19 protein-coding genes and 3 pseudogenes are annotated in these 23,023 nt (G+C 40.0%); 11 read left to right on the forward strand and 11 right to left on the reverse strand.

The window, feature by feature from the left end:
- Positions 1-122: 122 nt before the first annotated feature.
- Positions 123-503, reverse strand: a complete 381-nt coding sequence (locus WA1_RS23160; RefSeq protein WP_017740185.1) for a response regulator — start codon at positions 501-503, stop codon at positions 123-125.
- 216 nt (positions 504-719) lie between these two features.
- Positions 720-1,079, reverse strand: coding sequence for a hypothetical protein (locus WA1_RS23165; RefSeq protein ID WP_017740184.1), 360 nt, complete (start codon positions 1,077-1,079; stop codon positions 720-722).
- Positions 1,080-1,099: 20 nt separating this feature from the next.
- Here WA1_RS23165 and WA1_RS23170 point away from each other — a divergent pair, with 20 nt between their 5' ends.
- Positions 1,100-2,779, forward strand: coding sequence for a hybrid sensor histidine kinase/response regulator (locus tag WA1_RS23170; RefSeq protein WP_051076989.1), 1,680 nt, complete (start codon positions 1,100-1,102; stop codon positions 2,777-2,779).
- A 199-nt stretch (positions 2,780-2,978) separates the two neighbouring features.
- Positions 2,979-3,276: pseudogene (locus WA1_RS61355) on the forward strand (four-helix bundle copper-binding protein).
- Positions 3,277-3,302: 26 nt separating this feature from the next.
- Here the strand turns inward: WA1_RS61355 and WA1_RS23175 are convergent.
- A pseudogene (locus tag WA1_RS23175) lies at positions 3,303-3,638 on the reverse strand (transposase); the annotation flags it as partial.
- Between the two features lie 4 nt (positions 3,639-3,642).
- On the opposite strand from WA1_RS23175, the gene WA1_RS23180 reads away from it, so the two are divergent.
- Entirely contained in the window at positions 3,643-3,792 is a 150-nt protein-coding gene (locus WA1_RS23180; protein WP_017740181.1) for a hypothetical protein, read from the forward strand.
- 831 nt (positions 3,793-4,623) lie between these two features.
- Here the strand turns inward: WA1_RS23180 and WA1_RS60125 are convergent.
- Complete coding sequence (locus tag WA1_RS60125; protein WP_017740180.1) at positions 4,624-4,791, reverse strand: hypothetical protein; 168 nt, start codon at positions 4,789-4,791, stop codon at positions 4,624-4,626.
- 54 nt (positions 4,792-4,845) lie between these two features.
- Positions 4,846-5,025: a hypothetical protein gene (locus tag WA1_RS60130; RefSeq protein WP_017740179.1), complete on the reverse strand. Its 180-nt coding sequence runs from the start codon at positions 5,023-5,025 to the stop codon at positions 4,846-4,848.
- A 39-nt stretch (positions 5,026-5,064) separates the two neighbouring features.
- Between WA1_RS60130 and WA1_RS23190 the strand changes: the two genes are divergently transcribed.
- From WA1_RS23190 to WA1_RS23215, 5 genes and pseudogenes are all read left to right on the forward strand, one after another.
- The gene (locus WA1_RS23190) at positions 5,065-5,451 is read left to right on the forward strand and encodes a HigA family addiction module antitoxin (RefSeq protein ID WP_272819205.1); all 387 of its coding nucleotides are present in this window, start codon (positions 5,065-5,067) and stop codon (positions 5,449-5,451) included.
- 384 nt (positions 5,452-5,835) lie between these two features.
- On the forward strand, positions 5,836-15,450 hold the full coding sequence (locus WA1_RS23195) for a DUF4347 domain-containing protein (protein ID WP_017740177.1): 9,615 nt from the start codon (positions 5,836-5,838) through the stop codon (positions 15,448-15,450).
- Between the two features lie 374 nt (positions 15,451-15,824).
- On the forward strand, positions 15,825-16,130 hold the full coding sequence (locus WA1_RS60135; protein WP_017740176.1) for a hypothetical protein: 306 nt from the start codon (positions 15,825-15,827) through the stop codon (positions 16,128-16,130).
- A 241-nt stretch (positions 16,131-16,371) separates the two neighbouring features.
- Positions 16,372-17,094 (forward strand): annotated as a pseudogene (locus WA1_RS23210) (tyrosine-type recombinase/integrase); the annotation flags it as partial.
- 196 nt (positions 17,095-17,290) lie between these two features.
- Positions 17,291-17,590, forward strand: a complete 300-nt coding sequence (locus tag WA1_RS23215; protein ID WP_017740174.1) for a hypothetical protein — start codon at positions 17,291-17,293, stop codon at positions 17,588-17,590.
- 102 nt (positions 17,591-17,692) lie between these two features.
- Here WA1_RS23215 and WA1_RS23220 read toward each other — a convergent pair whose 3' ends face one another.
- The 3 genes from WA1_RS23220 to WA1_RS23230 all read right to left on the reverse strand — a co-directional run bounded on the left by WA1_RS23220 (position 17,693) and on the right by WA1_RS23230 (position 19,849).
- Positions 17,693-17,938 (reverse strand): hypothetical protein, encoded by a 246-nt coding sequence (locus tag WA1_RS23220; RefSeq protein ID WP_017740173.1) that lies wholly within the window; start codon positions 17,936-17,938, stop codon positions 17,693-17,695.
- A gap of 489 nt (positions 17,939-18,427) precedes the next feature.
- A complete protein-coding gene (locus tag WA1_RS23225; RefSeq protein WP_201789113.1) occupies positions 18,428-18,607 on the reverse strand; it encodes a hypothetical protein in 180 nt (59 codons plus the stop codon).
- Positions 18,608-18,733: 126 nt separating this feature from the next.
- Positions 18,734-19,849 (reverse strand): type I restriction endonuclease, encoded by a 1,116-nt coding sequence (locus WA1_RS23230; RefSeq protein WP_017740171.1) that lies wholly within the window; start codon positions 19,847-19,849, stop codon positions 18,734-18,736.
- 470 nt (positions 19,850-20,319) lie between these two features.
- On the opposite strand from WA1_RS23230, the gene WA1_RS57185 reads away from it, so the two are divergent.
- Positions 20,320-20,460 (forward strand): hypothetical protein, encoded by a 141-nt coding sequence (locus tag WA1_RS57185; RefSeq protein ID WP_158516680.1) that lies wholly within the window; start codon positions 20,320-20,322, stop codon positions 20,458-20,460.
- Between the two features lie 153 nt (positions 20,461-20,613).
- On the opposite strand, the gene WA1_RS23240 is transcribed toward WA1_RS57185, so the two are convergent.
- Entirely contained in the window at positions 20,614-20,913 is a 300-nt protein-coding gene (locus WA1_RS23240) for a type II toxin-antitoxin system RelE/ParE family toxin (RefSeq protein ID WP_017740169.1), read from the reverse strand.
- A complete protein-coding gene (locus WA1_RS23245; protein WP_272819206.1) occupies positions 20,906-21,133 on the reverse strand; it encodes an addiction module protein in 228 nt (75 codons plus the stop codon). The genes WA1_RS23240 and WA1_RS23245 overlap by 8 nt, the downstream gene beginning before the upstream one ends.
- A gap of 414 nt (positions 21,134-21,547) precedes the next feature.
- Between WA1_RS23245 and WA1_RS23250 the strand changes: the two genes are divergently transcribed.
- Together WA1_RS23250 and WA1_RS23255 are read left to right on the forward strand one after the other, a co-directional pair.
- A complete protein-coding gene (locus tag WA1_RS23250; protein WP_017740167.1) occupies positions 21,548-21,883 on the forward strand; it encodes a hypothetical protein in 336 nt (111 codons plus the stop codon).
- A gap of 206 nt (positions 21,884-22,089) precedes the next feature.
- Positions 22,090-22,626, forward strand: a complete 537-nt coding sequence (locus WA1_RS23255; protein WP_017740166.1) for a universal stress protein — start codon at positions 22,090-22,092, stop codon at positions 22,624-22,626.
- Positions 22,627-22,633: 7 nt separating this feature from the next.
- Here WA1_RS23255 and WA1_RS23260 read toward each other — a convergent pair whose 3' ends face one another.
- Positions 22,634-22,879, reverse strand: coding sequence for a DUF7219 family protein (locus tag WA1_RS23260; RefSeq protein ID WP_017740165.1), 246 nt, complete (start codon positions 22,877-22,879; stop codon positions 22,634-22,636).
- Positions 22,880-23,023 lie beyond the last annotated feature (144 nt).

Below are 23,023 nucleotides of genomic sequence, written 5' to 3' on the forward strand. Positions count from 1 at the left end.
AGAGGATTACTTTTAAAATTTTTTACGAATGATTTAGGATTGCTACATTACGAAAGGCAAAACCAATTTCAGCTATAGTGAAAAACTCAATGTAGAATTTAAGTACAAGCTAACAATATGAATTAAACACTTGAGCCTAAAGCAGCTGCTACTTGGTCAGCCAGTTTATGAGGATTGAAGGGTTTATTAATCACGCCAGTCACCCCTAGTTGAGCAAACAAACGGTGGTCAGCACTTTGTCCCCTAGCTGTCAGTAAAATCACAGGGATATCCCTAGTAGCTGGATTTGCCTGTAGCTCTTGAAAAGTAGTTGGACCGTCTATCTCAGGCATCATGACATCAAGAAGAATAGCATCAGGTTGAGCAGCCTGAGCCAATAACAGCCCTTCATGACCTGATGTAGCGGTTAGCACCTGCCAGCCCCCCATGATCTCTAAACAGGTTTGAATCAACTTGCGAATGTCATCTTCATCATCAATAACTAGGATTTGCTTGGCTGTCATTGTTATTGTCTTCCGTTCTATTGTTCTTACCATTGTCTTGCAATTCTTCAAAACTTTTTGTCCTAACAATAACTGGACTTAACTATACTTTTTCAGGAACTGTGTAAAGTTACTTAAGGTTCCACTAACTCTATTACAGAAGTTTGCTTTCATTTCTTGTTATCTGCTATATATAGGAGTTTTTACGTGTCCTCATAGAGAACACAGGAACATCCGTTAGTCTACACTCCAGTAGTAACTTCCAGGAATTGTGACTGCAACTCCTTTTAACTTATGCAGAGCGTCATGACAAATTGCCAAAGGTGCTGTTTTGCCATAAGTCCATCTTTCTTGATTAAAGCTTACTGCAAAGGGTAGACCTGGAAAAGCATTAGACTCACAACGAGATATTTCAAAGTGAGGACACTCGTAGTTTTCCAAAACGTTGGCAACCAGTTCTAAGGCTGCGTTAATATCTGTTGAATATGGACGTGCGGGTAAATTAAACTGTTCAGATACAATCTGGTCTAAATCAGCGAGCGAGTTCAGCTGAATAGTTTCAGTAGCGTAGCCAAGATGGTTCCGTTCTCTGGGCAATCGTTTCGACCAGTCCAATCTTGGGCAAAACAGGCGAGTTGATTGGCACACTTTTTACAATTGCAGATGTGACTGACCGCAAGCAAACAGAAGATGCCCTTCGAGCCAGTCAAGCGCTATTTGAATCTTTCATGAATCATAGCCCGGTCACAGCTTTTATAAAAGACTCGACAGGGCGCTACGTCTATGTCAACCAAGTGATGGAACATCTGTTTCACCGAAAGCAAGCTGATTGGTTGGGGAAGACGGATTTTGACATATTTCCGCCATATGCAGCACAACAGTGGCGTAATAATGACGTAGTTGTTCTAACCACAGCTACAATGATGCAGACGTTGGAGACGGTGCCATACGATGATGGCGAACATTACTATATGTCCTTTAAGTTTCCTGTCACAGATGTCTCTGGGCAAAGACTGCTTGGAGGAGTGTCAATTGACATCACTGAACTCAAGCAATTAGAAGCAGAACGCAACCGACTGTTAGTGCAAGAGCAAACCGCACGTGCTGAAGCCGAAAAAGCCAACCGCTTAAAGGACGAATTCTTAGCTATAGTTTCCCATGAACTACGCACTCCTTTGACTGCGATCCTTGGATGGATTGGGATGTTGCAAACAGGGATGTTAGATTCAGAAAGAGCAACTCTCGCGCTGGAGACGATTGAGCGCAATGCCAACTTGCAGATGCAACTTATTGAAGACCTGCTTGATGTTTCGCGCATTATCAGGGGGGAACTCTCGTTGAACTACGACTGGGTTGACTTAGTTGGAGCGATCGCAGCAGCGATTGAGGTTGTACAACCAGCTGCAGATGCCAAGGCTATTCAATTGGAGTCCGTGCTTGATACTTCGGTAGAGCCAATTTGGGGCGACTCAGACCGCGTGCAACAAGTTGTGTTAAATCTATTTTCTAATGCAATTAAGTTCACACCCAATTGTGGACGGGTTGAGGTGCGGTTGTCAAAGGAAGGGAGTGGGGAATCGGCAAGTTATGCCCAGATTCAAGTAAGCGACACGGGTAAGGGTATCAGCGCTGACTTTTTACCCTATGTTTTTGACCGCTTCCGTCAAGCAGATAGCACAAGTACTCGCTCAAATAAGGGGTTAGGATTGGGCTTAGCGATCGCAAGCCATCTGGTAGAATTGCACGGCGGTACTATTGGTGCCCAGAGCCAGGGAATAGGACAAGGGGCAACGTTTACAGTAAAGCTACCAATCCCGATACAGAAGAAAGAGAAAAAAGACATCAGCCTAGAGGAGGAAAAAAGTTCTTTGGGCTCAAAGTTCCTGTCTTGTGGTTCCTGTCCTGCAAGTCTCAACGGTCTGCAAGTGCTAGTTGTGGATGATGAAACTGACGTGCGAGAATGGATAACTACAGTGCTTACTGAGTGTGGAGCTCAAGTCATTGCTGTTGGCTCAGTAGGCGAGGCGCTGGCAGCACTCGAACAATTTAGACCAGATGTGCTAGTCAGTGACATTGGGATGCCCAACGAAGATGGCTACACATTTATCCGTAAAGTCAGAGAACTTGAGCAGAACCAAGGCGATCGCATTGAATATGCTAGGAGTGTTATTCTTACGTGCTTCTCATCCTCCTGCTGCTGCAACCACCCTCCTCGTTGCTCTTGGTGGCTTCAAACCGACAGTACAAGACGCCCTAACGATAATGATTGGAGTTTTGATTATTGCAACAATTGGTGAGGGACTTCGACGTTTTCGACTAGGGAAAGTAGTAAGTTAATCAGCATCATATATAAATGAAATTCACATGAAATACCAGTGTTTCATAGGTAACAAAGATTCCTTATTGCTATTGATAGACGTATTTGTATCTCTACATTTATAAAGTAAGTTTAAAGGCAATTATGCCTGCAATTTAGTAAATACAGAGGTAAAAATCATGGCTATACAACAACTTACCTTGAATCAAGTTAATCAAGAAATGCAGCAGTGTATTCAAAACTGCTTAGATTGCCATAGTATTTGCTTGAATACTGTAAATTACTGTTTGCAAAAGGGCTTTTATGCTGCGGACTTCTGACCTTCATACCCGTACCTGTGGCGTTTGTGCGGAAGTGTGTGAGCGGTGCGCTCAAGATTGCGAGCGCATGGGTGATGATGCTCAAATGAAAGCTTGCGCTGATATGTGCCGCCGATGTGCTGAATCTTGTCGGCAAATGTCAATGGCAACTGTATAATATGATGTCCGGTTAATTAACCGTAATTAAGCAGCAAATTTAGACCACCAGTAAAAATTAGTCAATCCGCGAATGAAATCAGGGCGATCAAGGATTTGGCGACAACGTTGAAATAGAGCTTCTTCAACAGCATCCAAATTTTCAAAACAGTGATTAGCAATTGGTTCATTCGTAAGTGTCCAAAGGCGCTCTGCAGGTTGTAGTTCAGGCGAATGCGATGGTAGAAATGACAGATGGATGCCTTCTGGAAGTTTAACTTGGTCACTCGTATGCCAACCAGCTCGATCTAAAACCAAAACAACCTGCTTATTTTTACTAATACAAAAATGGCGAGCAAAATCTTCAAGTACTCGGTTAAACAATTCGATGGATGCTGTTGATAAAGTTGCATCTGAAAAAGGAGAAAGCCTGACAATAGAACATCACTCAACTGGGCATTGGACTGAATGGTTAGTAGAAGATGAAACAGGAATTAGGCACTATCATTGTGTTGGTATTGGTTATGTGAAATTCTAACTATTTTAGAAATTTAACCTATAGCGGATTTCAGGTAAATGTGAGCCACCATTTTTTTAGACATTCTCTTAATTATCTATGGTCTTATTTCATTTACCTACAAAGCCTTGTGCCGCTCATCTTTTTATTTACACATAATTTTTTATCAAAGGTCAGCGTACAGTATTTTATTTGATTATCAGATTCTTATAAATTATTAATAACCAACATTCTGAGCAACATTAAATTATCCAGCGTGCTAACTTTCGGTTTCAAAATTCGGTCGGAGAGACGCTAGTTGTCGCAAACAGTTTTTGTGGCGTTGCCCCAACGACTATCTAGTCCCAACGAAATGTTTTATTGGAGCAACGCTGGCAAAAATTGGAAGAATGTAGCAGCGACGACTAGTACATCGCGGCGGAAATAAACCAACCATTTCAAACCGACGAAAGCCTTAATTTATAATACTTTTGACTTTTGACTTTTGACTTTTGACGAACGCGCAGAGGTACTAGCGCTTCCTTGCTTAAAAATTAAGTTTTGTGGTGTCGTATATTTTTTCACTATTTCATCACAGGAGTTTATTGAATGTACGCTGAAATTTGATCCTCTTGGCAAGTTGTAATTTTAGCACAAGCTGCCAGAGTATTTACTACTATGCCCAAAACCTAACTTCATAGAGTTTTTAGTTCATGCTTGAATTATTAAATGCTCCTAACTATTCACATTGTAGACACTGTCTACAATGTAAAATCAACTTGTGGCTGGACTTTCAGCCATTTCAAGAGTTGAGACTATATATAAATCTGCGAACCCACATTTGCGAATAATATTCGCGAACAAAATGATTGATTAATCTTGCTTATATTTTTTAGCTTCGTCTATCAAATCAGCTGACCCTTGGAGTAAAGTATCTATAGCTCGTTGCAGTCCTTCAATCTTGGCTCGAATAGCGACTTGCTCAACTGCCATTAGGTAAGCTTGACTACCAGCTTTGCCAAGATGTTTATATTTAGTCAACTTCCCTTTGGTTTTTGTGGGGAAGATGGCGGCGGTTGCTTGTAACTTATAGTATCAGTAAGCTCCGCTTTTCCCTTTAGCTAAGTAGCGCACTATCCAGCAACCAGGAGGAGCAACTAATCCAGTTGCTTGGAGATCTTTAATTTCTTTTTCTAAACGCTCTATTGCACTAACTAATTGGTCAGTACGTATAGCTAAATCATTTTGTGAGGAGCCTTTAACATCTGATGGCATTTACGTTCCTTGCGTTTAAATAGCCAGTGGCGTCTAATCGTGACACTGGATGAGGATGAACAGGGACATTACCTCACAATAATCGATATCGAAGATTACCCTAACCGGAGCAGCAGGGGAGATAGCAATATGAGCCAGAAGCTAACACCAGCGAGAGTATCAACACCAGGAAAAATTTTATGTAGAGAATTAGAAGCGCGTGGCTGGACACAGAAAGATTTAGCAGAAATTATGGGTTGTCCAGTTCAGACCATTAACGAAATAATCCGAGGAAATAAGCAAATTACACCAGAAACAGCTATCGAACTCTCTCAAGCTTTAGGGACTTCTCCTGAGTTCTGGACAAACCTTGAGACAAAATATCGTCTTCACCTAGCGGGAAAAGAAAAAAAGGAGCAAGACATAGCTCGGAAATTGGATTGGTAACTAGGTTAACCTAGTTGGTTAACATAACCATGTATTTTATCAAAGGAAGCCGTCCTTGAACGCTATTTTCAGTAAAACTACGCTAGTTGTTAGCTCACACAGAGCATAAATTGTGATAGAGACCGAAAGTTATAACTGCTAATAGGCAGCAACGTTGCCTTGCTGTTGGCTTTTGGAATTACTTACTTCGGTACTACTTGATTACCTACGAGCGTAGGGTGGGCAATGCCCACCATTTGCTGTTGGTGGGCATTGCCCACCCTACAAGAATTGGTAATTTTAGAGCGGAAAGGGAGTAACGTTACGTAAACAAATTGATAACACTAACTTTTAGAGTCAGCAGATACCTGTTTTGACTCAAATTTCTATTGGAATAAAACAACTATGATGAATTCGACAGAGCATACTACCCAAACTTACAAGAAAAATTATACTCAAAAATCAGTCTTTACAAATCATGACACAGACAATCTAAATATTGTCTTTATAGATACATCGGTGCCAGATTACCAAAGCTTAATATCTGGTGTAAAACCCGGTTACCAAATTGTTCTCCTAGACCCCACAAAGGATGGAATCACCCAAATTACAGAGTTTTTGCAGGGAGGGATATACCAATCCGTTCACATTGTTTCCCATGGTGCAGAAGCTAAGTTACAACTGGGGTTAACCCAACTTAACAACGAAACTCTAGGGCTTTACCGATCGCAGTTGCAGCAATGGGCAAATGCTTTAACTGATGCTGCTGATATTTTCCTTTACGGTTGTAACGTCGCATCTGGTGAAATCGGTCAAGCTTTTGTACAGCAACTGGCAGAAATTACGGGGGCTGATGTCACTGCTTCTGAAGACGTTACGGGAAACGCCGAACTGGGAGGAGATTGGGATTTAGAAGTTAAAACAGGGGAAATTGAGTCCAATGGTGCTTTTACACGAGAGGTAAGGAATAGCTACAAGTCAATTTTACCCATGTCCTTCACAAGCTTTGCCGACATATCAGGCTCAGCGCCCTATTCTGTCACGGTGGGTGACTTTAACAAAGATGGTAATTCTGATATTGCGGTAGCAAGACAATCCAACAGTGTTCTCGTGCTGTTAGGTGATGGTAGTGGCAACTTTAATACTGTTGACGAGTATACAGTGGGAGCAACTCCCGTTTTCGTGACGACAGGTGACTTTAACAGTGATGGTTACCTGGATTTGGTGACAGCCAACTCTGGATCTAACAATGTTTCTGTGTTGTTAGGCATTGGTGATGGCAGTTTTGGCACTACCACCAATGTTCTCGTTGGGGCGATTGGAACAAATCCCACTTCTGTTGTGACAGGTGACTTTAATGGAGATGGTGCTTCTGACTTGGCTGTAACGACAAACACGAATAAAGTTTCAGTCGTCTTCAGGAAGAGTGACGGTACTTATGGTAATCCTACACTCTATGATGTTGGAACAACTCCCAATTCCATTATCGCAGCTGACTTCAACGGCGATGGCAAACTTGACTTAGCAGTCGCAAATTCTGGTTCCAATAATATTGCTATATTGTTGGGTAACGGTGGTGGTGTCTTTAGCAATGCCACTTTCTCTGGATTGGGTTCAGGGGTTTTAAATCCCAAGTCTATTGCTGTCAGCGATTTCAACGGGGATGGTAAACTTGACCTAGCAGTCGCAAATGGCTCTAACAACGTTTCTGTTCTGTTGGGCAATAATAGTGGTGGTTTTGGAAATGTTATCAATTATGGAGTAGACACAAGCCCTTCATCTATTACTGTTGGTGATTTCAATCAGGATGGAAAATCCGACTTAGCAGTTGCAACAGGTTCTAGTTCTGGTAGCATCTCGCTATTATTAGGTAATGGTAGCGGTGGCTTTAGCAGTACTAATAGCGTGACTGTTGGGTCTAATCCCGTGTCTGTTGTTGCTAATGACTTTAATCAGGATGGGAAATCTGACTTAGTTGTTGCCAACTTTGGTTCTGGCAACTTTTCGGTACTGCTGAACGAATCAATTAATAGTGCGCCTATCAATACAGTCCCTAGCAGTCAAAGTACTAAAGAAGAGACAGCACTGACTTTTAATAACATTTCTATCAATGATGCAGATGCATTGAACAATCCAGTAGAGGTCATATTAACGACTAGCGCTGGTACTCTCTCTTTAGGAACTACGACAGGGATTAATGTCCAAGGTGATAAAACTGGTACTGTTGTGCTTCTGGGAACGGTGACCAATATCAATGCTGCTTTAAATGGTCTGAGTTTTACCCCAAATCAAAACTTCAATGGCACTGCTACAATTCAGATTAAGACGAATGACAAAGGTAATACGGGTGCGGATGGAGCTAAGATCGCTACAAATACTTTTAGTGTCAACGTTACACCTGTTAATGATGCTCCTGTCTTGTTCTCCAACTCTGTTACAGTTTATGCAGAAGCTGATGCATGGGTAGACTCATCCGATGTTCAAGCAAACTATGGTAGCAGCACGGCTTTGAGTGTAAACAATCAAAGCGACACTCAGTCTGAAGCATATATCCGATTCAATCTGAGTTCCTTGCCTAACGGTGTGAGTAACGTATTGACTGCTGCAACTTTCCGGGTCACAGGCTCGACTTCTAGCGGTAGCTACACTCACAATCTCTATCATATTAACAGCGATACTTGGCAAGAAAATTCCATCACTTGGGCAAACAAACCTGTTTACCAACAGATACAGTCTTGGTTGCTACCGTTTAACAACGGTGGTTCGATTCAATCACAAACTGTAGATGCAACAGCCTCGGTGCAGGCTGAACTTTCGGGTTCGGGTAACAAAAAACTGTCATATGTTATCAATAATTCTAGCACTTCAGGTCATCTCGTTGATTATTACTCTAGAGAAAGCGGTTCAAGCTTCGTTCCGAGACTGGAACTGTCTTTCTCTCCCATCACCTTAACTGCAATAGATGAGGACGATACTCAAAATAGCGGTACTTTGGTTTCTACAATTGTGAATGGTCGCATTTCTGATGCGGATTCAGCAGCACAAAGAGGAATCGCTGTTATTGGGAGTAATAACAGTAACGGTCAGTGGCAATATTCAATAGATGGCGTAAGTTGGACTAGCTTTAGCACTTCGCTTTCTTCTAGTTCGGCTTTATTACTGGCAGCAGATAATAGTACAAAAGTTCGTTTTGTACCTAAACTCAACTTTACTGGCGCGATCGCAAACGGTATTACCTTCCGTGCTTGGGATCGAACAACTGGTAGTAATGGCGGTACGGCTGATACTTCTATCAATGGCGGTACAACTGCTTTCAGCATGGATATTGCAACTGCTGACATCAAAGTTAACGCTATCAATGATGCTCCTGTTATTACCGCACCTACAGAATTGACTGCGGAAGAACACCAGCCTTTGGCGATCGATACAAGCAATGGTGCTATTTCTATTAGTGATGTGGATGCTGGTAACCAAATGGTTGCAGTGACTCTTACTGCTACGAATGGCACTATGAGTTTGAATAGCAATGCGGGATTGCTTACTTTCACCAATGGTGATGGTGTTGAAGATGTCAGTATGTCCTTTACTGGGACTCTTAGCAATATTAATGCTGCACTTCTAGGCATGAAGTTTTATGCAACACCTAACACGACGGATGGTAAAATCGCTATTACTGTGGATGACTTAGGAAAAACTGGCGCAGGAGGAGCAAAAACAAGCGATCGCACTGTCAATATCAAGATTAACCCTGTTAACGATGCTCCTGTCAACACAGTCCCTACCACATTACAAACCACCGCAGAAGAAACCGCACTCGTCTTTGGTGAAAATCAAATTCAAATTAGCGATCCTGATGCTACAGACAAAACAGTTGAGGTCAAATTAACGGCGGCTAACGGGACTCTGAGCTTAGCAAGTACAACTGAGGTTAACATTACAGGTAACACCACAGGGCAAGTCACAGTCACCGGGACAATCCCCAAAATTAATACAGTCCTAAACAGCCTCAGTTTCACCCCAGCACTCAACTTTAATGGTGAGACAACAGTTCAAATCACCACAAATGATAAGGGGAATACAGGTGCGGGAGGAGAAAAAAGCGACACAGATACCATTAATATTTCTGTCTCACCCGTCAACGACGCACCTGTCATCCTTTCCAACTCTGTTACAGTTAAGACGGCAATTACAGAAGATGACACCAACAACAACGGTGTTTTAGTCTCTGAAATAACCACTGGTAACGTAAATGACCCAGATGCAGGAGCGTTACAAGGCATTGCGATCGTCAAAACCAACAATACCAACGGTCAATGGCAATACTCAACGGATGGAGGCAGTTCTTGGAACGAGTTTGGTACTGTTTCTACAAGTCAAGCATTATTACTGTCATCCGATCCTAGCACAAAAGTTCGTTTTCTACCCAACGCTAACTTTACAGGCAACATTAGTGACGGTATCACCTTCCACGCTTGGGATCAAACCGATGGTTTCAACGGTGGAAAATTTGATGTCTCAGTCAACGGTCTGACCACTCCCTTCAGTTCTACCACAGCCACTGCTGCCTTTACAGTCAGCCCCGTGAACGACGATCCTGTCATTAACTCACCAGTGCAATTGACTGCAGATGAAGACACACCTTTGGTTATTGATGCAAGTAACGGTGTTATCTCCATTGCTGATGTAGATGCAGGTGATAGCAGTTTAGTCAGCGTGACACTCAATGCCATTAATGGCACTCTCAGTTTGAATGGTACTAAAGAAGGATTAGTCTTCACAAGCAACGGTAGCGATGGTATTGAAGATGCTACCATGACTTTTACTGGTACTATTGCCAACATTAACACTGCACTTCTAGGGATGAAGTTCCATCCCAATCTCAACTCTGTCCTTGAAGGTAAGATAGATATTACCGTTGATGACAAAGGAAATACAGGCAGTGGAGGGGCAAAAACTGCTACGAGTAGCGTTATAGTTAAGATTAATCCTGTTAACGATGCTCCCGTCAACACGGTTCCGACTGTACTGCAAACGACAAATGAAGACATGGTACTTGTCTTCAGTGCAGCAAAGGGCAATCAAATTCAGATTGGCGATTTAGATGCAGAAGAGAACTTAGAGAACAAAGATGTTCAGGTAATGTTAGCTGCAACCAATGGGACTCTTACATTGGCAAATTTTGATGGCATTACAGCCACAGGGGATAGCACGAGCAGCATTACCCTCACTGGTAGAGTTCCCAACATTAATACTGCCCTAAACGGGTTGAGTTTCACCCCATTCCAAAACTATAGTGGTGTTGCTGAAATCAAAGTCACCACAAATGACCAAGGCAATACAGGTGCGGGAGGAGCAAAAATTGACGAAGATACCATCAAGATTGCTGTTAACCCGTTTAATGATGCACCTGTTCTTGTCTCTGATACTGTCACTGTCTATGCTGAAGCTGATGCATGGGTGAATTCGTCTTCTCCATCTAAGAACTACGGTAGCGACACAACCTTAAAAGTGAGAGGTGTCCAAAACGGTTCCCAACAAACTTACCTTCGGTTTAACCTTGCTTCTCTACCCAATGGTCTTGCAAGTGTTCTGAAGACTGCGACTTTTCAAATGAGTGGCAGTAGTTCAGAATTTGGTAATGAGGACTATCACTCAATTTATTTTGTATCTAATGATACATGGACAGAAAATACCATCGCTTGGAAAGACAAACCAGCTTATCAAACTCAGGCTTTGGGGACATGGGCGATCGCATATAATGGTTTTCAACAACACGCTGTCGATGTGAGTTCCCAATTTCTCACAGAACTGTCGGGGGACAAAAAAATATCTTTAGTTGTCAACCACATTGACTTCAATAAACCTGGGCTTGTTTACAATTACCAATCCAGAGAAAACCAAACTGATGTTCCCCAATTGACTCTTGCTCTCAATCCGATCTCTGTCGCAGCAATTGATGAGGACAACACCAACAACGAGGGGACACTTGTATCTGCCATTATTGCAGGTCGCGTGCTTGACACCGATCCTCAAGCATTGCAAGGAATTGCAGTTCTTGCGAAAGACAACACAAACGGGAAGTGGCAATATTCTACAGATGGTACCTGGATTGACTTTGGTAATTTATCAGAAAGTGCGGCTCGATTGTTAGCAGCCGATGACAAGACGAAAGTTCGCTTTGTCCCAAACACTAACTTTACTGGTGCGATCGCCCAAGGAATTTCCTTCCGAATTTGGGATCGAACCAACGGTAGCAACGGCGGAATTAGTGACACAACCAACAATGGTGGTTCAACTTCCTTTAGTTCTGCCATTGCTCATGCTGAGATAAATGTCAAGGCGGTGAACGACACTCCCATCATTAATGTCCCTGCAAAGAAAACAATCAAAGAAGACACAACCCTCGTCTTCGCACAAACTGGTGGTGTCATTTCCATCGGCGATGTCGATTTAGGCGATAGTAATCCGCTTGAAGTTGAAGTCACCCTGAAAGTCGTCAATGGCAATGGAATTGTCAGTTTAAACGATACTTCAGGATTGAGCGTTACAAGTGGCAATGGGGCAGAAAATATGACCTTGACTGGTACCATTGCTAGCATCAACACTGCACTAGCAAGCATGCAGTTTCTTCCTAAATCCAACTTCTTCGGTACTGAAACCGTAGAAATTACTGTCAATGATAAAGGAAATATTGGCAGTGGAGGAGCAAAGACAATAACTAACAGCGTTAGCATTGATGTCCAATCCATTAACGATGCTCCTGTCAATACCGTACTTAATAAAGAACTGACAACTCTGGAAGACACACCCATTGTCTTTAGTGGTAACAACCTCATCTCTATCAGCGATTTAGATGCAGGAAATCAACCAGTTCAAGTCACACTCACTGCTACCAATGGCACTCTCACTTTAAGTAGCACGAATCAATTAACATTTTTATATGGCAGTGATGGCATCAGCGACACTGGTATGGTTTTTGAAGGCACTATCGCCAACATCAACACCGCACTTGCTGGCATGACTTTTAACCCAACTCCCGAAATTTCCGGTGCAGCCAGCGTAAAAATAACGACTAGTGACTTGGGGAACAGTGGTAGTCCCAACACTCCAGATGCTGATGAAGTTTTGACTGCTACAGACACGATTAACATCAATATCCAATCTGTTAATGACTCTCCTCTCAATCAAGTCCCTGGAAAATTGACAACAGATGAAGATAAGCCGATAATCTTTAGTAAAGAAAATAACAATCTCATATCCATTAGTGATGCCGATGCTGGTTCCAATTCAGTCCAGGTTACTTTAGTAGTGACTAATGGTACCGTCAGTTTAAGTGGTACTACAGGATTATCATTTTTAAACGGCAATAGTGATGGTCAGAATAATGCCAGCATGACTTTTACTGGCACTCTTGCAGATATTAACACTGCTCTTGCTGGCATGAGCTTTAATCCAACACCCAACTACTCCAGTTCCACGCCAGCAACTATAGAAATGACAACCGACGATTTGGGGAATAGTGGTGGTCCCAATGCAACTGACAAAGACACAATTGAGATTGCGATTAACTCTTTTAATGACGCTCCCGTGCATACGTTCCCAAACGAAGTCACCACACAGGAGGACACAGCATTCATCTTCAGTGGCGAACAACTCATCTCTGTGAGCGATGCAGATGCTGGTTCTAACCAAGTCGAGGTGACACTGACTGCTACGAAAGGAAATCTCAGTTTAAGTGGGACTGCGGGATTATTCATTACCACGGGTGATGGTATTAATGATGAAACAATCATCTTTAAAGGGACTCTAGATCATATCAACGCTGCTCTTGCGGGGATGACTTTTAATCCTGCGGCTAATGTTTTTGGAGAAGGTGGTGTAACAATTACCACTAATGACTTGGGGAATACAGGTGGTTCTGCTGTTACAGTGACCAACACCGTCAAAATCATTATTGAACCAATTAATGAACCTCCTGTTAACTCAGTACCTATAACAGCCCAGTCTACCATCGCAAACACACCGCTTGTCTTCAGTCAAGCCACCAACAATCGCATCTCTATTAGCGATATCGATGCACTCAACAACCCCGTTAAGGTGACACTCACTGCAACTCATGGCAATCTCAGTTTAAATGCCAACAGCATTACGAAATTAGACTTTTCTCAAGGCGCAGGCGATGGCACCAATGATGTTAGCATGACCTTTACAGGTACTATTGATGACATCAACGCTGCACTTGAGGGTATAAAGTTTAATCCAGAGGCTGATTTCTCAGGTGCTGGAAAAGTCGAAATTTTGACTAATGATAGGGGTTACACTGGCAAGGAAGGAGAATTTGGAGCTTTAACGGATAACGATTTTATTGACATCACTATTACCCCAGTTATCAGTATTACAGCCTTTGATGCCGTAGCGAATGAATTAGGGAGTGAACCCGGTACTTTCCGTATCAGTCGTACTGGTACAATTGGCAATTTAACAGTGAATTTTGCGATCGACAATGCAAGTACGGCAAGTGTTAATGATTACACGCTTAACTTGAGCGATCAAAACAAACTGTCTGTAGAGATTCTTGATGGACAAAGTTTTGTTGATGTCATTCTTACACCGAATGATGATACTTTGCCGGAGGGAGAAGAAAGCTTGCAGTTTAACTTAGTTGCAGGTAGCGGTTACGTTCTTGACACAGCTAAGAGCAATGCTCAGATTATCATTGCGGCTAATGACGCCATTACCTACGATATTGCCTCGAATCTCGCACCTAACAACAGTATCAATGAAGATGACACTGGCGTCAAAACTCTCACCTTCACCGTAACAAGAAGTGGGGGAATTGGGATAGCAAGTCAGGTAAACTATGCCCTTCAGGGAACAGCAGAGTTTGGTAGTGATTACAACAACATACAAGTTACGGGTGGAACACCTGCTAAAACTGGAACTCTCAACTTTGCAGTTGGTGAAACAACCAAAACCATTACAGTCGATGTTCTTGGGGACAAAACATTTGAAGAAACTGAAACTCTTGCTGTTGCTCTGAGCGATCCACATCCGACGGAAGCGCCAGCTAGTGCTACAATTACTACCAATCTCGCTGTAGTACAAATCACCAACGATGACAGTTTTTCTGGCATTTTTATTGATGATGTCACTGTCAATGAAGGAAACACAGCAACATTTAATGTCATCCTCTCTAACCCCAGCTACCAAAAAATTACGGTAGATTACAGCATTGTTGATGAAAGTACCACAGCTAACTCTGATTACACGGCGACACCATTGACAGGAACTCTTACCTTCAATCCAGGTGATACGAGTAAAACGATTGGTGTGACAGCATTGGTTGATGGTCAATTTGAAGACGCAGAAACCTTTGCTGTTAAACTAGCTAACTCTACCAACTCTGAAATTAAAGATACATCAGGAATTGGTACGATCGCTCCTCCAACTGAAATCATCGGTACACCTGGGATTGATAACCTCATGGGTACAACAAATAGCGATCGCATCTTTGGACTTGAAGATGATGATGTTATTATTGCTGGATTGGGTGCTGATGAGATTGATGCTGGAGATGGCAATGACACAGTCTTTGGGGACTTGATTACTGCTGTAGCAAATACGACCTCTAACACCAGCGATTTGATTAAAGGTGGTAACGGGAGCGATCGTATTTATGGTGGTGAGGCTAAGGATTGGCTTTACGGTGAAGCGGGAGACGATCTCCTTTGGGGTAACGATGGTGCTGATGAACTCTGGGGAGGATTGGGTAGCGACTACCTAACGGGTGGGAAAGGCAATGATATGTTTGTTCTAGCAAGGAATGAAGGTATTGATACCATTAACGATTTCCGTGTAGGAGAAGATATCATTCGTCTATCAGGTAGCTTAACCTACTCTGCCCTATCAATGGTTCAAGTTCTGAGCAACACTATTATCTTTGACAATGCCAATCAAAAACATCTGGCAATCTTAACCGGAGTTCAAGCATCCACTTTGAATATTTCAAATTTTATCTAAAAAATCTAATAGTTAAAAAATACCTTTAAAAATTCTTTTGTCTGCAAAATGTCGTCAAGAATTTTAAAGGTTGAAGACAAAGTTACCCAAAGATTTTAAAATACTTTTGAGAGTTAAAAAATCTTTTGGTAACTTTGGAATTGATTCCATGACTAGAAGTAAAAAGGGTGATATATCTATTAGTTTAAGAAATGGCAACCATCAGCTTTACTGGAGATATAACCTACCTTCCGCACCCTAAAGTGTCACACTACGAATTTTGAACGTTTGAGGATTTGGGGTTAGTGATCGCCATCGCCATTTTCCCATTTTTGTATAAAATACAGCCTTTATAGTTAGTAAAAATCCGAAAAAACCGATTATGACAGTAGGGGGTGCGGAAGGGGGGATATAAAGGAAAAAAGTTTTACTTATCTCCAGGACTATCGGAATCCAAAGTTAATGCGATCGCGGTAAATAAATTAGCAAATGAAATTAAGATTGATATACTTTTCGGAAACTTTGATGAAACGTTAAAAAAATATAAACCAGAAAAACTAATTAATAAAGTTAGCGAAAATAGTAAAAATTTTGATATAGATTCGCGGTTTAATCGTCTAATAATATCCCGTGGAATCACATCTCAAATCACCATAAAAGTTTATCAAGCTGCTATCAAATATTTTATTTTTTTTTCATGATCAAAATGAAGTTAATGATTTAAACGATTTGCAAAAATTCGTACAACATCTGAAAGATAACGATCTAAGTTTAGTAACCATTAAATCTTATGTTATAAAACTAGCTGCAATATACAATAATACAGAAATTTTGGAAGAAATTAAAAAGCAAATCAAGTTAAATCCAGTTCAACCAAAACCTTTCACTAAAGAAGAAGTTTTTAGAATTATATAAAATTGTCCAAACAATTATAGAAACTTTGTAAAATTCCTATTCTATAGTGGTTGCAGAATAGGTGAGGCTATTAATTTAAAATGGGAAAATGTTTCTGAAGATTTCTCAGCAGTTTGGATATTAGCCGAAAAGACTAAAAAAGCTAGAAAATTGATTCTATCCGAAGAATTAAAAAATATTATTCTTGATTCCTCAGAAAGAGGTAAATCTGATATTTACGTTTTTACATCACCCAAAGGTTTCCGAATTGACAATCGAAATTTTTGGAAGCAGGTTTGGAAACCTTTACTTAAAAAATTAAACATAGAACATCGAAAACCTTACTATACTAGAGCGACCATGATAAGTCATTCTCTGAAGGCTGGAGTAAGTCCTCTAAAGCTTGGCATGAATATTGAGAATGCTTTAATATCATTCGGATATGATGAGAAAAAATACGCTGACTCTTATCAAGCTAGTCAAAACTTAAGCGCTTTAAGAGCAGTTAGCTTGAATAGTGAAAATAGACTAATTTATGCTACTACCAGTGATGTGATCGGAATTTTAGAAACTTCAGTATCAATCGATAATTCGATTAGTCCTCTAAAGTTTGGATTCTTAGAGGACAATTCGTTTAACTGGGAACCTCAAAAAGCGATATATCTAGAGCGCCGGTACAGAAATCACAAAAACCCGGTAACTTCATCGTTGAGCATACGAGATATCAAGCTTTCCAACAGAGAGAAACCGGGTTTTTTGCCTTCTTTTTGAATACTGTACCGGCGCTCTAGGGAATGATGGAACTTTAACCCAAAGTACGTCTAATACTGAAGTAAAGATTGGTTTTCCCCTGAGTACTATTAAAATGTTTGTATACTTAAAATCTGAATAATTTCTCAAATAAATGTTAAAAACTAGATTTTTTTGGGAATAATATAACAGTTAATCTTTCAAGGAAAGTCTAGTTATGATGGATAGAGTAATATACGGAAAATTACTTAGAACTATTGAAGACTTACAAAATTTTCAACGAGAAGGTTATGATTACATTCTTAACACTACAACTAATAAATTACATAAGTGCAGTGATTTTGAAGGTTCGCATAATCTTTTATACGCGAATTTAGAAAATTTTATAGGTATTAGTAATCTAGGAGTTATACTTATTGACAAATTAGAAGATGGTGCAATAATTCCAATTTTTGACCAAAATACTGGAATATATATAGGAAATTATATTCTCAATAAATGTGAATATTGTTTTTAATCATTTATAAAACCCTCCTAATATCTTCAACACTGCCAATAGTCGGTAATATCCCCCCAATACCTGTTTGTGATATTGGGGAGTTATTTTAAGTAATTTGAGTTACAAAAAAAGATTCATGTTTAAATCAACACAATTAGTCTTTGATAAACCTTCAACTTTTTCAAGTATGTGTTTTGGTGAATCATCTGAAAATTCAATTTTATAACCATAAGTAATGTCATCATTACCAATATTTTCGTGTATCTTCCATTTCAATTCTTCTAACTCATCAATTGGTATACCTAATTCAAAAGCTAAACGTTCCATAAATCTTTTATCTTGATAATCTTCAAATTGTTCTTTCATATATCATTCATCGAGAGATAACTCGTTTAGTATTCCCAGTTTTTATTAAAAACGAACATTCCCATACATATTAGACACCTCCCCTATACTCCTTCTTCTTTATCAACTAACCATAGAATAGTACAAATAATAGTACAAATAATAGTATAAACTTGTTATATTTCTTAATACTCTGTTAGCTTTCGGATGGTTAGTAGCATGGTTTGCAGTCATGTCCGAATGATTCCCGGTAAAGTTTAGCGATCGCACAAAAGCGCAAATTATTTATTCTGGCATCTCCACAAGTCCTTCATTTTGTTGCTGTAACCTGAATAGTATGAACTGCCAAGGAAACTTGAGACAGATTCATTTATATGTAACTTCTAAATTTAACCACTGGGAATATATAAAGCTCTGCATTCTGGAAATATAAGCCAACCTTTTTTTGATGCTCTGCTAAACACAGAGCATTTTTTTTTAACTTTGCATGGCTGCAAATGGTTCATGTAGTTATTGGTACTTTAGACTACCATCTTCATTGTACTCAAGCTCGTGATACTTACCGCCTAACCCTAAATCATACAAACAACGTTGATAATTTTTAGAACCCATATCAAATGGATTGACTCTATTCAATTTCGCCCATTCAGCTATCCTTAATTGGTTGGTTAAACCAGAAGAATCACTCACGAATTTTATAAGGTTATCAAACATTTACTTCCTCTGAATATGGACTTAATAATTCCCAAGCGGTTGCAAGCTACCAAAACTCACCACAACTTAAACAAAATTGGTTAAATTTTGAAAACTCAGTTTTCAAAATTCGCTGATATTATGTATCGGAGATTCAAAGTTTTCTCCTTCAGTCAAAAACTTTGCTCTGTCCTTTAAAATATTTGCAACTTTATAAATATCATTTAGAGTTGCAATTGGATGTTTGACTTCATTATTATCAACATCCATTATTCCAATGTGTTTTTTACCACCATTAAACCTTAATCTACATACTGTTTTTCTATTTCCAGTGTCAACATTAATACTGAAGTATGCACGGTTATCTTTGCATTGGATGCGATTCACGTCTATGACTTCTCTCAAAATTGCTTCGACAATATGAAAAGCTTTTATTTTTTCGTTGGATGAACTATTATCTGTTATTACACTTTTTTGATTTTCTATAAAATCTTTCGTTTCTGGCTCTTTTTCATCTAAATCAGGAGGATTAATTACATCTTTTATTTTTTTGGTAATTCTTTCTTCAAAGTAGTCTTCTACAGACTGTTTTACTAAATCTGTAAATTTATCTATGACTGAAGTTGTTAAATTTTTACTATAAACTTGGCTGGCGAAAAACTTAACAAAATCAATAGAAGGATTATTTAATTGTTCTGACAACAATCTTTTTATTTCTTTTGTATAAAGCATATTTATAGCAAAGTTTTTCATACCTTGCGGATTAAATTCTGCTTTAGAGAATTTTTTTAAAACATTAACTGAAGATTTGGTTATTTCCTCTAAGTTAAATTCAAAAAAAGGTTTATCATCCATTATATTGTCTTTATCAATATCGGTATAAAATTGATATAATATTCCATTAGTTAATATTGCGAATCTAACAGCAGTGGCATTGAAATACTTGAATAACTGGGAGCTATGCTTTGGATGTTCTAATCCTTCATGACAACATTTACATTCAATAAGAATAACTGGTTCAGTGTTTATTTTGATTGCATAGTCAACCTTTTCTCCTTTTAAGCCAGGGGACGCGGCTACAAACTCTGGCTCCACCTCACCAACATCGAACACATTGTATCCTAAAGCTTTAATTAGAGGTAATATAAAAGCTGTTTTCGTAGCTTCTTCATTTTTTACAAGACTTTTTTGCTTCTGTACATTTTGAGAAAGTTGCTTTATTTCATCACTAAAGTCCATAGGTTTTTATTTTTATATAGTAAATTAATATAGGCTATAAACAATTTCAAAATGTAATACAAATATCCGGAAATATATCTATTTATTATGCTTATAACAAGATTTTTATAATTACAATCCGCTTTCTTTATTTTATAAAATTATCTACAACCAGAATTAAATTTAGAAAATGAAGACGCTTGCCGCATCCGTACTGGTCATGCTCCACAAAACTTATCATTGCTGCGTCGAATTGCAATTAATGCATTACCTTGTTGCAATCGTTAAAGCGCAGTAATCGTCAAAAATCGAATCGGGCGGCTATGGATAACAACTATATGTTGACGATTCTTGCTGCTTGTTTATCTCATCATAATCATGAACCCTCAGAAGCCCCTTGTCAATAAGTTTTGAGATGCGCTTACCCTGGTGTTAAAGATGATAAACAGTGCAAATCTCTGTTAAAGATTGCTGTTAGTGAGAATTTGTCTTTGAGTCAAATTAAGGAAAAAATTGCCAATCTGAAAACAGAGACAAAAGAAGAAAAGAAGGGTGCGGATCGGGCTGTTGCTTATTCGCAACGTCTAAAAAATATTTATACGAAAGCGAAAAAGATAAAATCCTTGGATTAGAAGCAACAGCGGGAATTGGATGACCTATTGAAAAAGCTGGAAGAAATATTTCAAAGTTAACTTGCGTCGTGCCATATTAAAAATTTTCACGCCGAGAAATTCCGAATCAGACGCTCTTTTCCTTTGGCTGCAGAGTTTTCTATTCTTCCTGGGCTATTGCAAGCGTTCGCGCCACTTTGAAGGGTCTTGGCGGCTATCGAAAACGGCATACACAACAATTTCAGTATCCGTTTCTTCGTAGAGAACGGCGTAAGGGAAGCGTCGAATGACTGCTCTGCGATAGCCTTTGTACAAAACCTGGTATAGTTTCGGATTGCGATGGATGGACTGGATGCACGCATCGACTGCGGTTAGAAATTCTCGCCCCAAGCCGATCCGTCTGCTTTCGTACCAGAAATATGCCTGATCTGAATCTTCCTCGGCTTCTGGTGTGAGGACGACAGGTTTAGCCATGCCGCTCAATGATTCGGCGTTTCACGTCATCCCATGAGCGCCCAGAACCAGGGTTCGTCTCATAAATGGCTTTTCGGCGATCGAGTTCCTGCTTCTGCCATTCAGAAAGGGGAATATCCTCGACACTGAGGCTGTCCCACAGGTCTTGCGCCAGCAAAAGCCGTTCGGAAGGGCTAAGATTGAAAAGCGCTGCGTGTTTTTCGTTCATAGGGACTACCAACAATTATCCTCACATTATACATCACGCATGTTTATGGATCGCGATCTGCTGGCGTAACCGCCAGACATCACGTTTCTGCTGGGCGATCGCAACTCACAGGGGTAGGTTTTTTACAAATCGAGGAAGACAAGAGGTATTGTAGACAAGGAAGCTTCTGACTCATTGAAAAAAGTGAGATTAGGAGCTATTAACTGCAATGGGTTGAGAGAAGGTTTTTTGGAAAGGAAATAAGCCGTTTAAAGAAATACTTTTACCATTAAGTAAGTCAGGAGTCTTACACGTACAAAAAAGCGGTAGTCTTTGTCTCTGCTCGGTCTCTCACTATTCTAACTCCATATGTAAAAAACCTACCCTTGTGAGTACTCCCTTCCCCCTATTTGGGTTAAACTGTGCTTGGTATAGAGGAGTTTTTAGATGAGTAAATTTCAGCAAATTAATATTGACTTTAGCAGTATAGATATCGCCTCTCTCGATACAGATGACGAATTTCGTCAAGAAGCAAAAAGATTATTACCGAAAGCACTTGTCCAACTAGGTGAAATCGTTGGTGAAAAAACTTGGGAGGATTTACAGAAAAGCCTCAAAAAACCAGGTGGTAAACTCAGTTCTTCTCAAAGTGAGAAACGTAAGTTTATTCAAGAAACTGGAAGAACTTATCACAGACATGCTAGCAGCCGCGAAAGGCAAGAATTAGAAGATTATATAGTAGAGCAATTACGCGCTACTCAAAACCTTAATAAATCTATATAATAAACCAAAGAAACTGGCAGCGCAATGCTTTTGGAGTATGAGGGAACGCTTTGTCCTACAAGGTTTTCTCAACTCCCTACTATGCCCTTCACAAGTTCCTCAAATTGTTTTCTTATAAATATAAGCAAAAGCGATCGCCAAGAACGCAAACGCAGAGTCACGAGTAGCTAAAAAGCTCGCGCAAAACAGTTTGGAGGCGCATTTATATGTTTCACAAAATACTGGTTGCATTGGACACATCTACTAGCGGTAAGAGTGTCTTTGAGGAAGCACTTGCCTTAGCGAAGGCTTTAGGAGCTAACCTGACGTTGTTGCACGTGTTATCGCAACAAGAAGAGGGAAGCCCAGATATTTCTTTACTGTCCAGCCCTGAATACTATGTGGGGCTGGGGATGAGCACCGAAATTTTGAAATACAGCGCTGCTCAGTGGGAAGAGTTCGTTAATCGGGGACTAGAGATGTTGCGATCGCTTGCAGATAAAGCCACTGCTGCTGGTGTTAGTTGTGAATTGACTCAAAAACTTGGTAGTCCTGGGCGCACTATCTGCGAATTTGCCAGTCATGGTGGATTTGACTTAATTGTCATCGGGCGTAGGGGTCGCTCTGGTCTGTCTGAGTTGTTTTTAGGTAGTGTCAGCAATTACGTTCTGCACCATGCCTCGTGTTCGGTCTTGACTGTACGGCATCCTGTGACTGCAAGTAAAAGTGAAGCCGCACAGGCAGAAGTGGCACCATCCATCTAACACATTGCTAATTTTCTAGATTATTATACCCCAGTGATGAATAGCTGCTTTTTAGCTGGTTCCAAAGAGCGTCAATTTGCTCGTAAGATTCTGCTGGAGACAGCTTTCCAAGAGTTTGTAGGTTGGAGATGTAACTGACTCTTGTTGCAAATTCTTGTAAGTTAGCGTTGAATAATAAAGCTGCTGGATTAAACTGACCGCGATATGTTCGTTTTTGATAAAGAAAATCATGCTTGTCTATCTCTTCTAACATAACCCACCTCTTAAATAAACAATACTATTGAGAAAACTTTGTGTTTTAATCTGCTTTTCCATCTTTTACCTCTTGAACAAAGAGTTTTATTTGCCTAATTCCTTTTTATATTATCTAAATGATAAAAGCAAATATTATTATTTT

This window comes from Scytonema hofmannii PCC 7110 (assembly GCF_000346485.2).
Taxonomy (GTDB): Bacteria; Cyanobacteriota; Cyanobacteriia; order Cyanobacteriales; family Nostocaceae; genus Scytonema; species Scytonema hofmannii.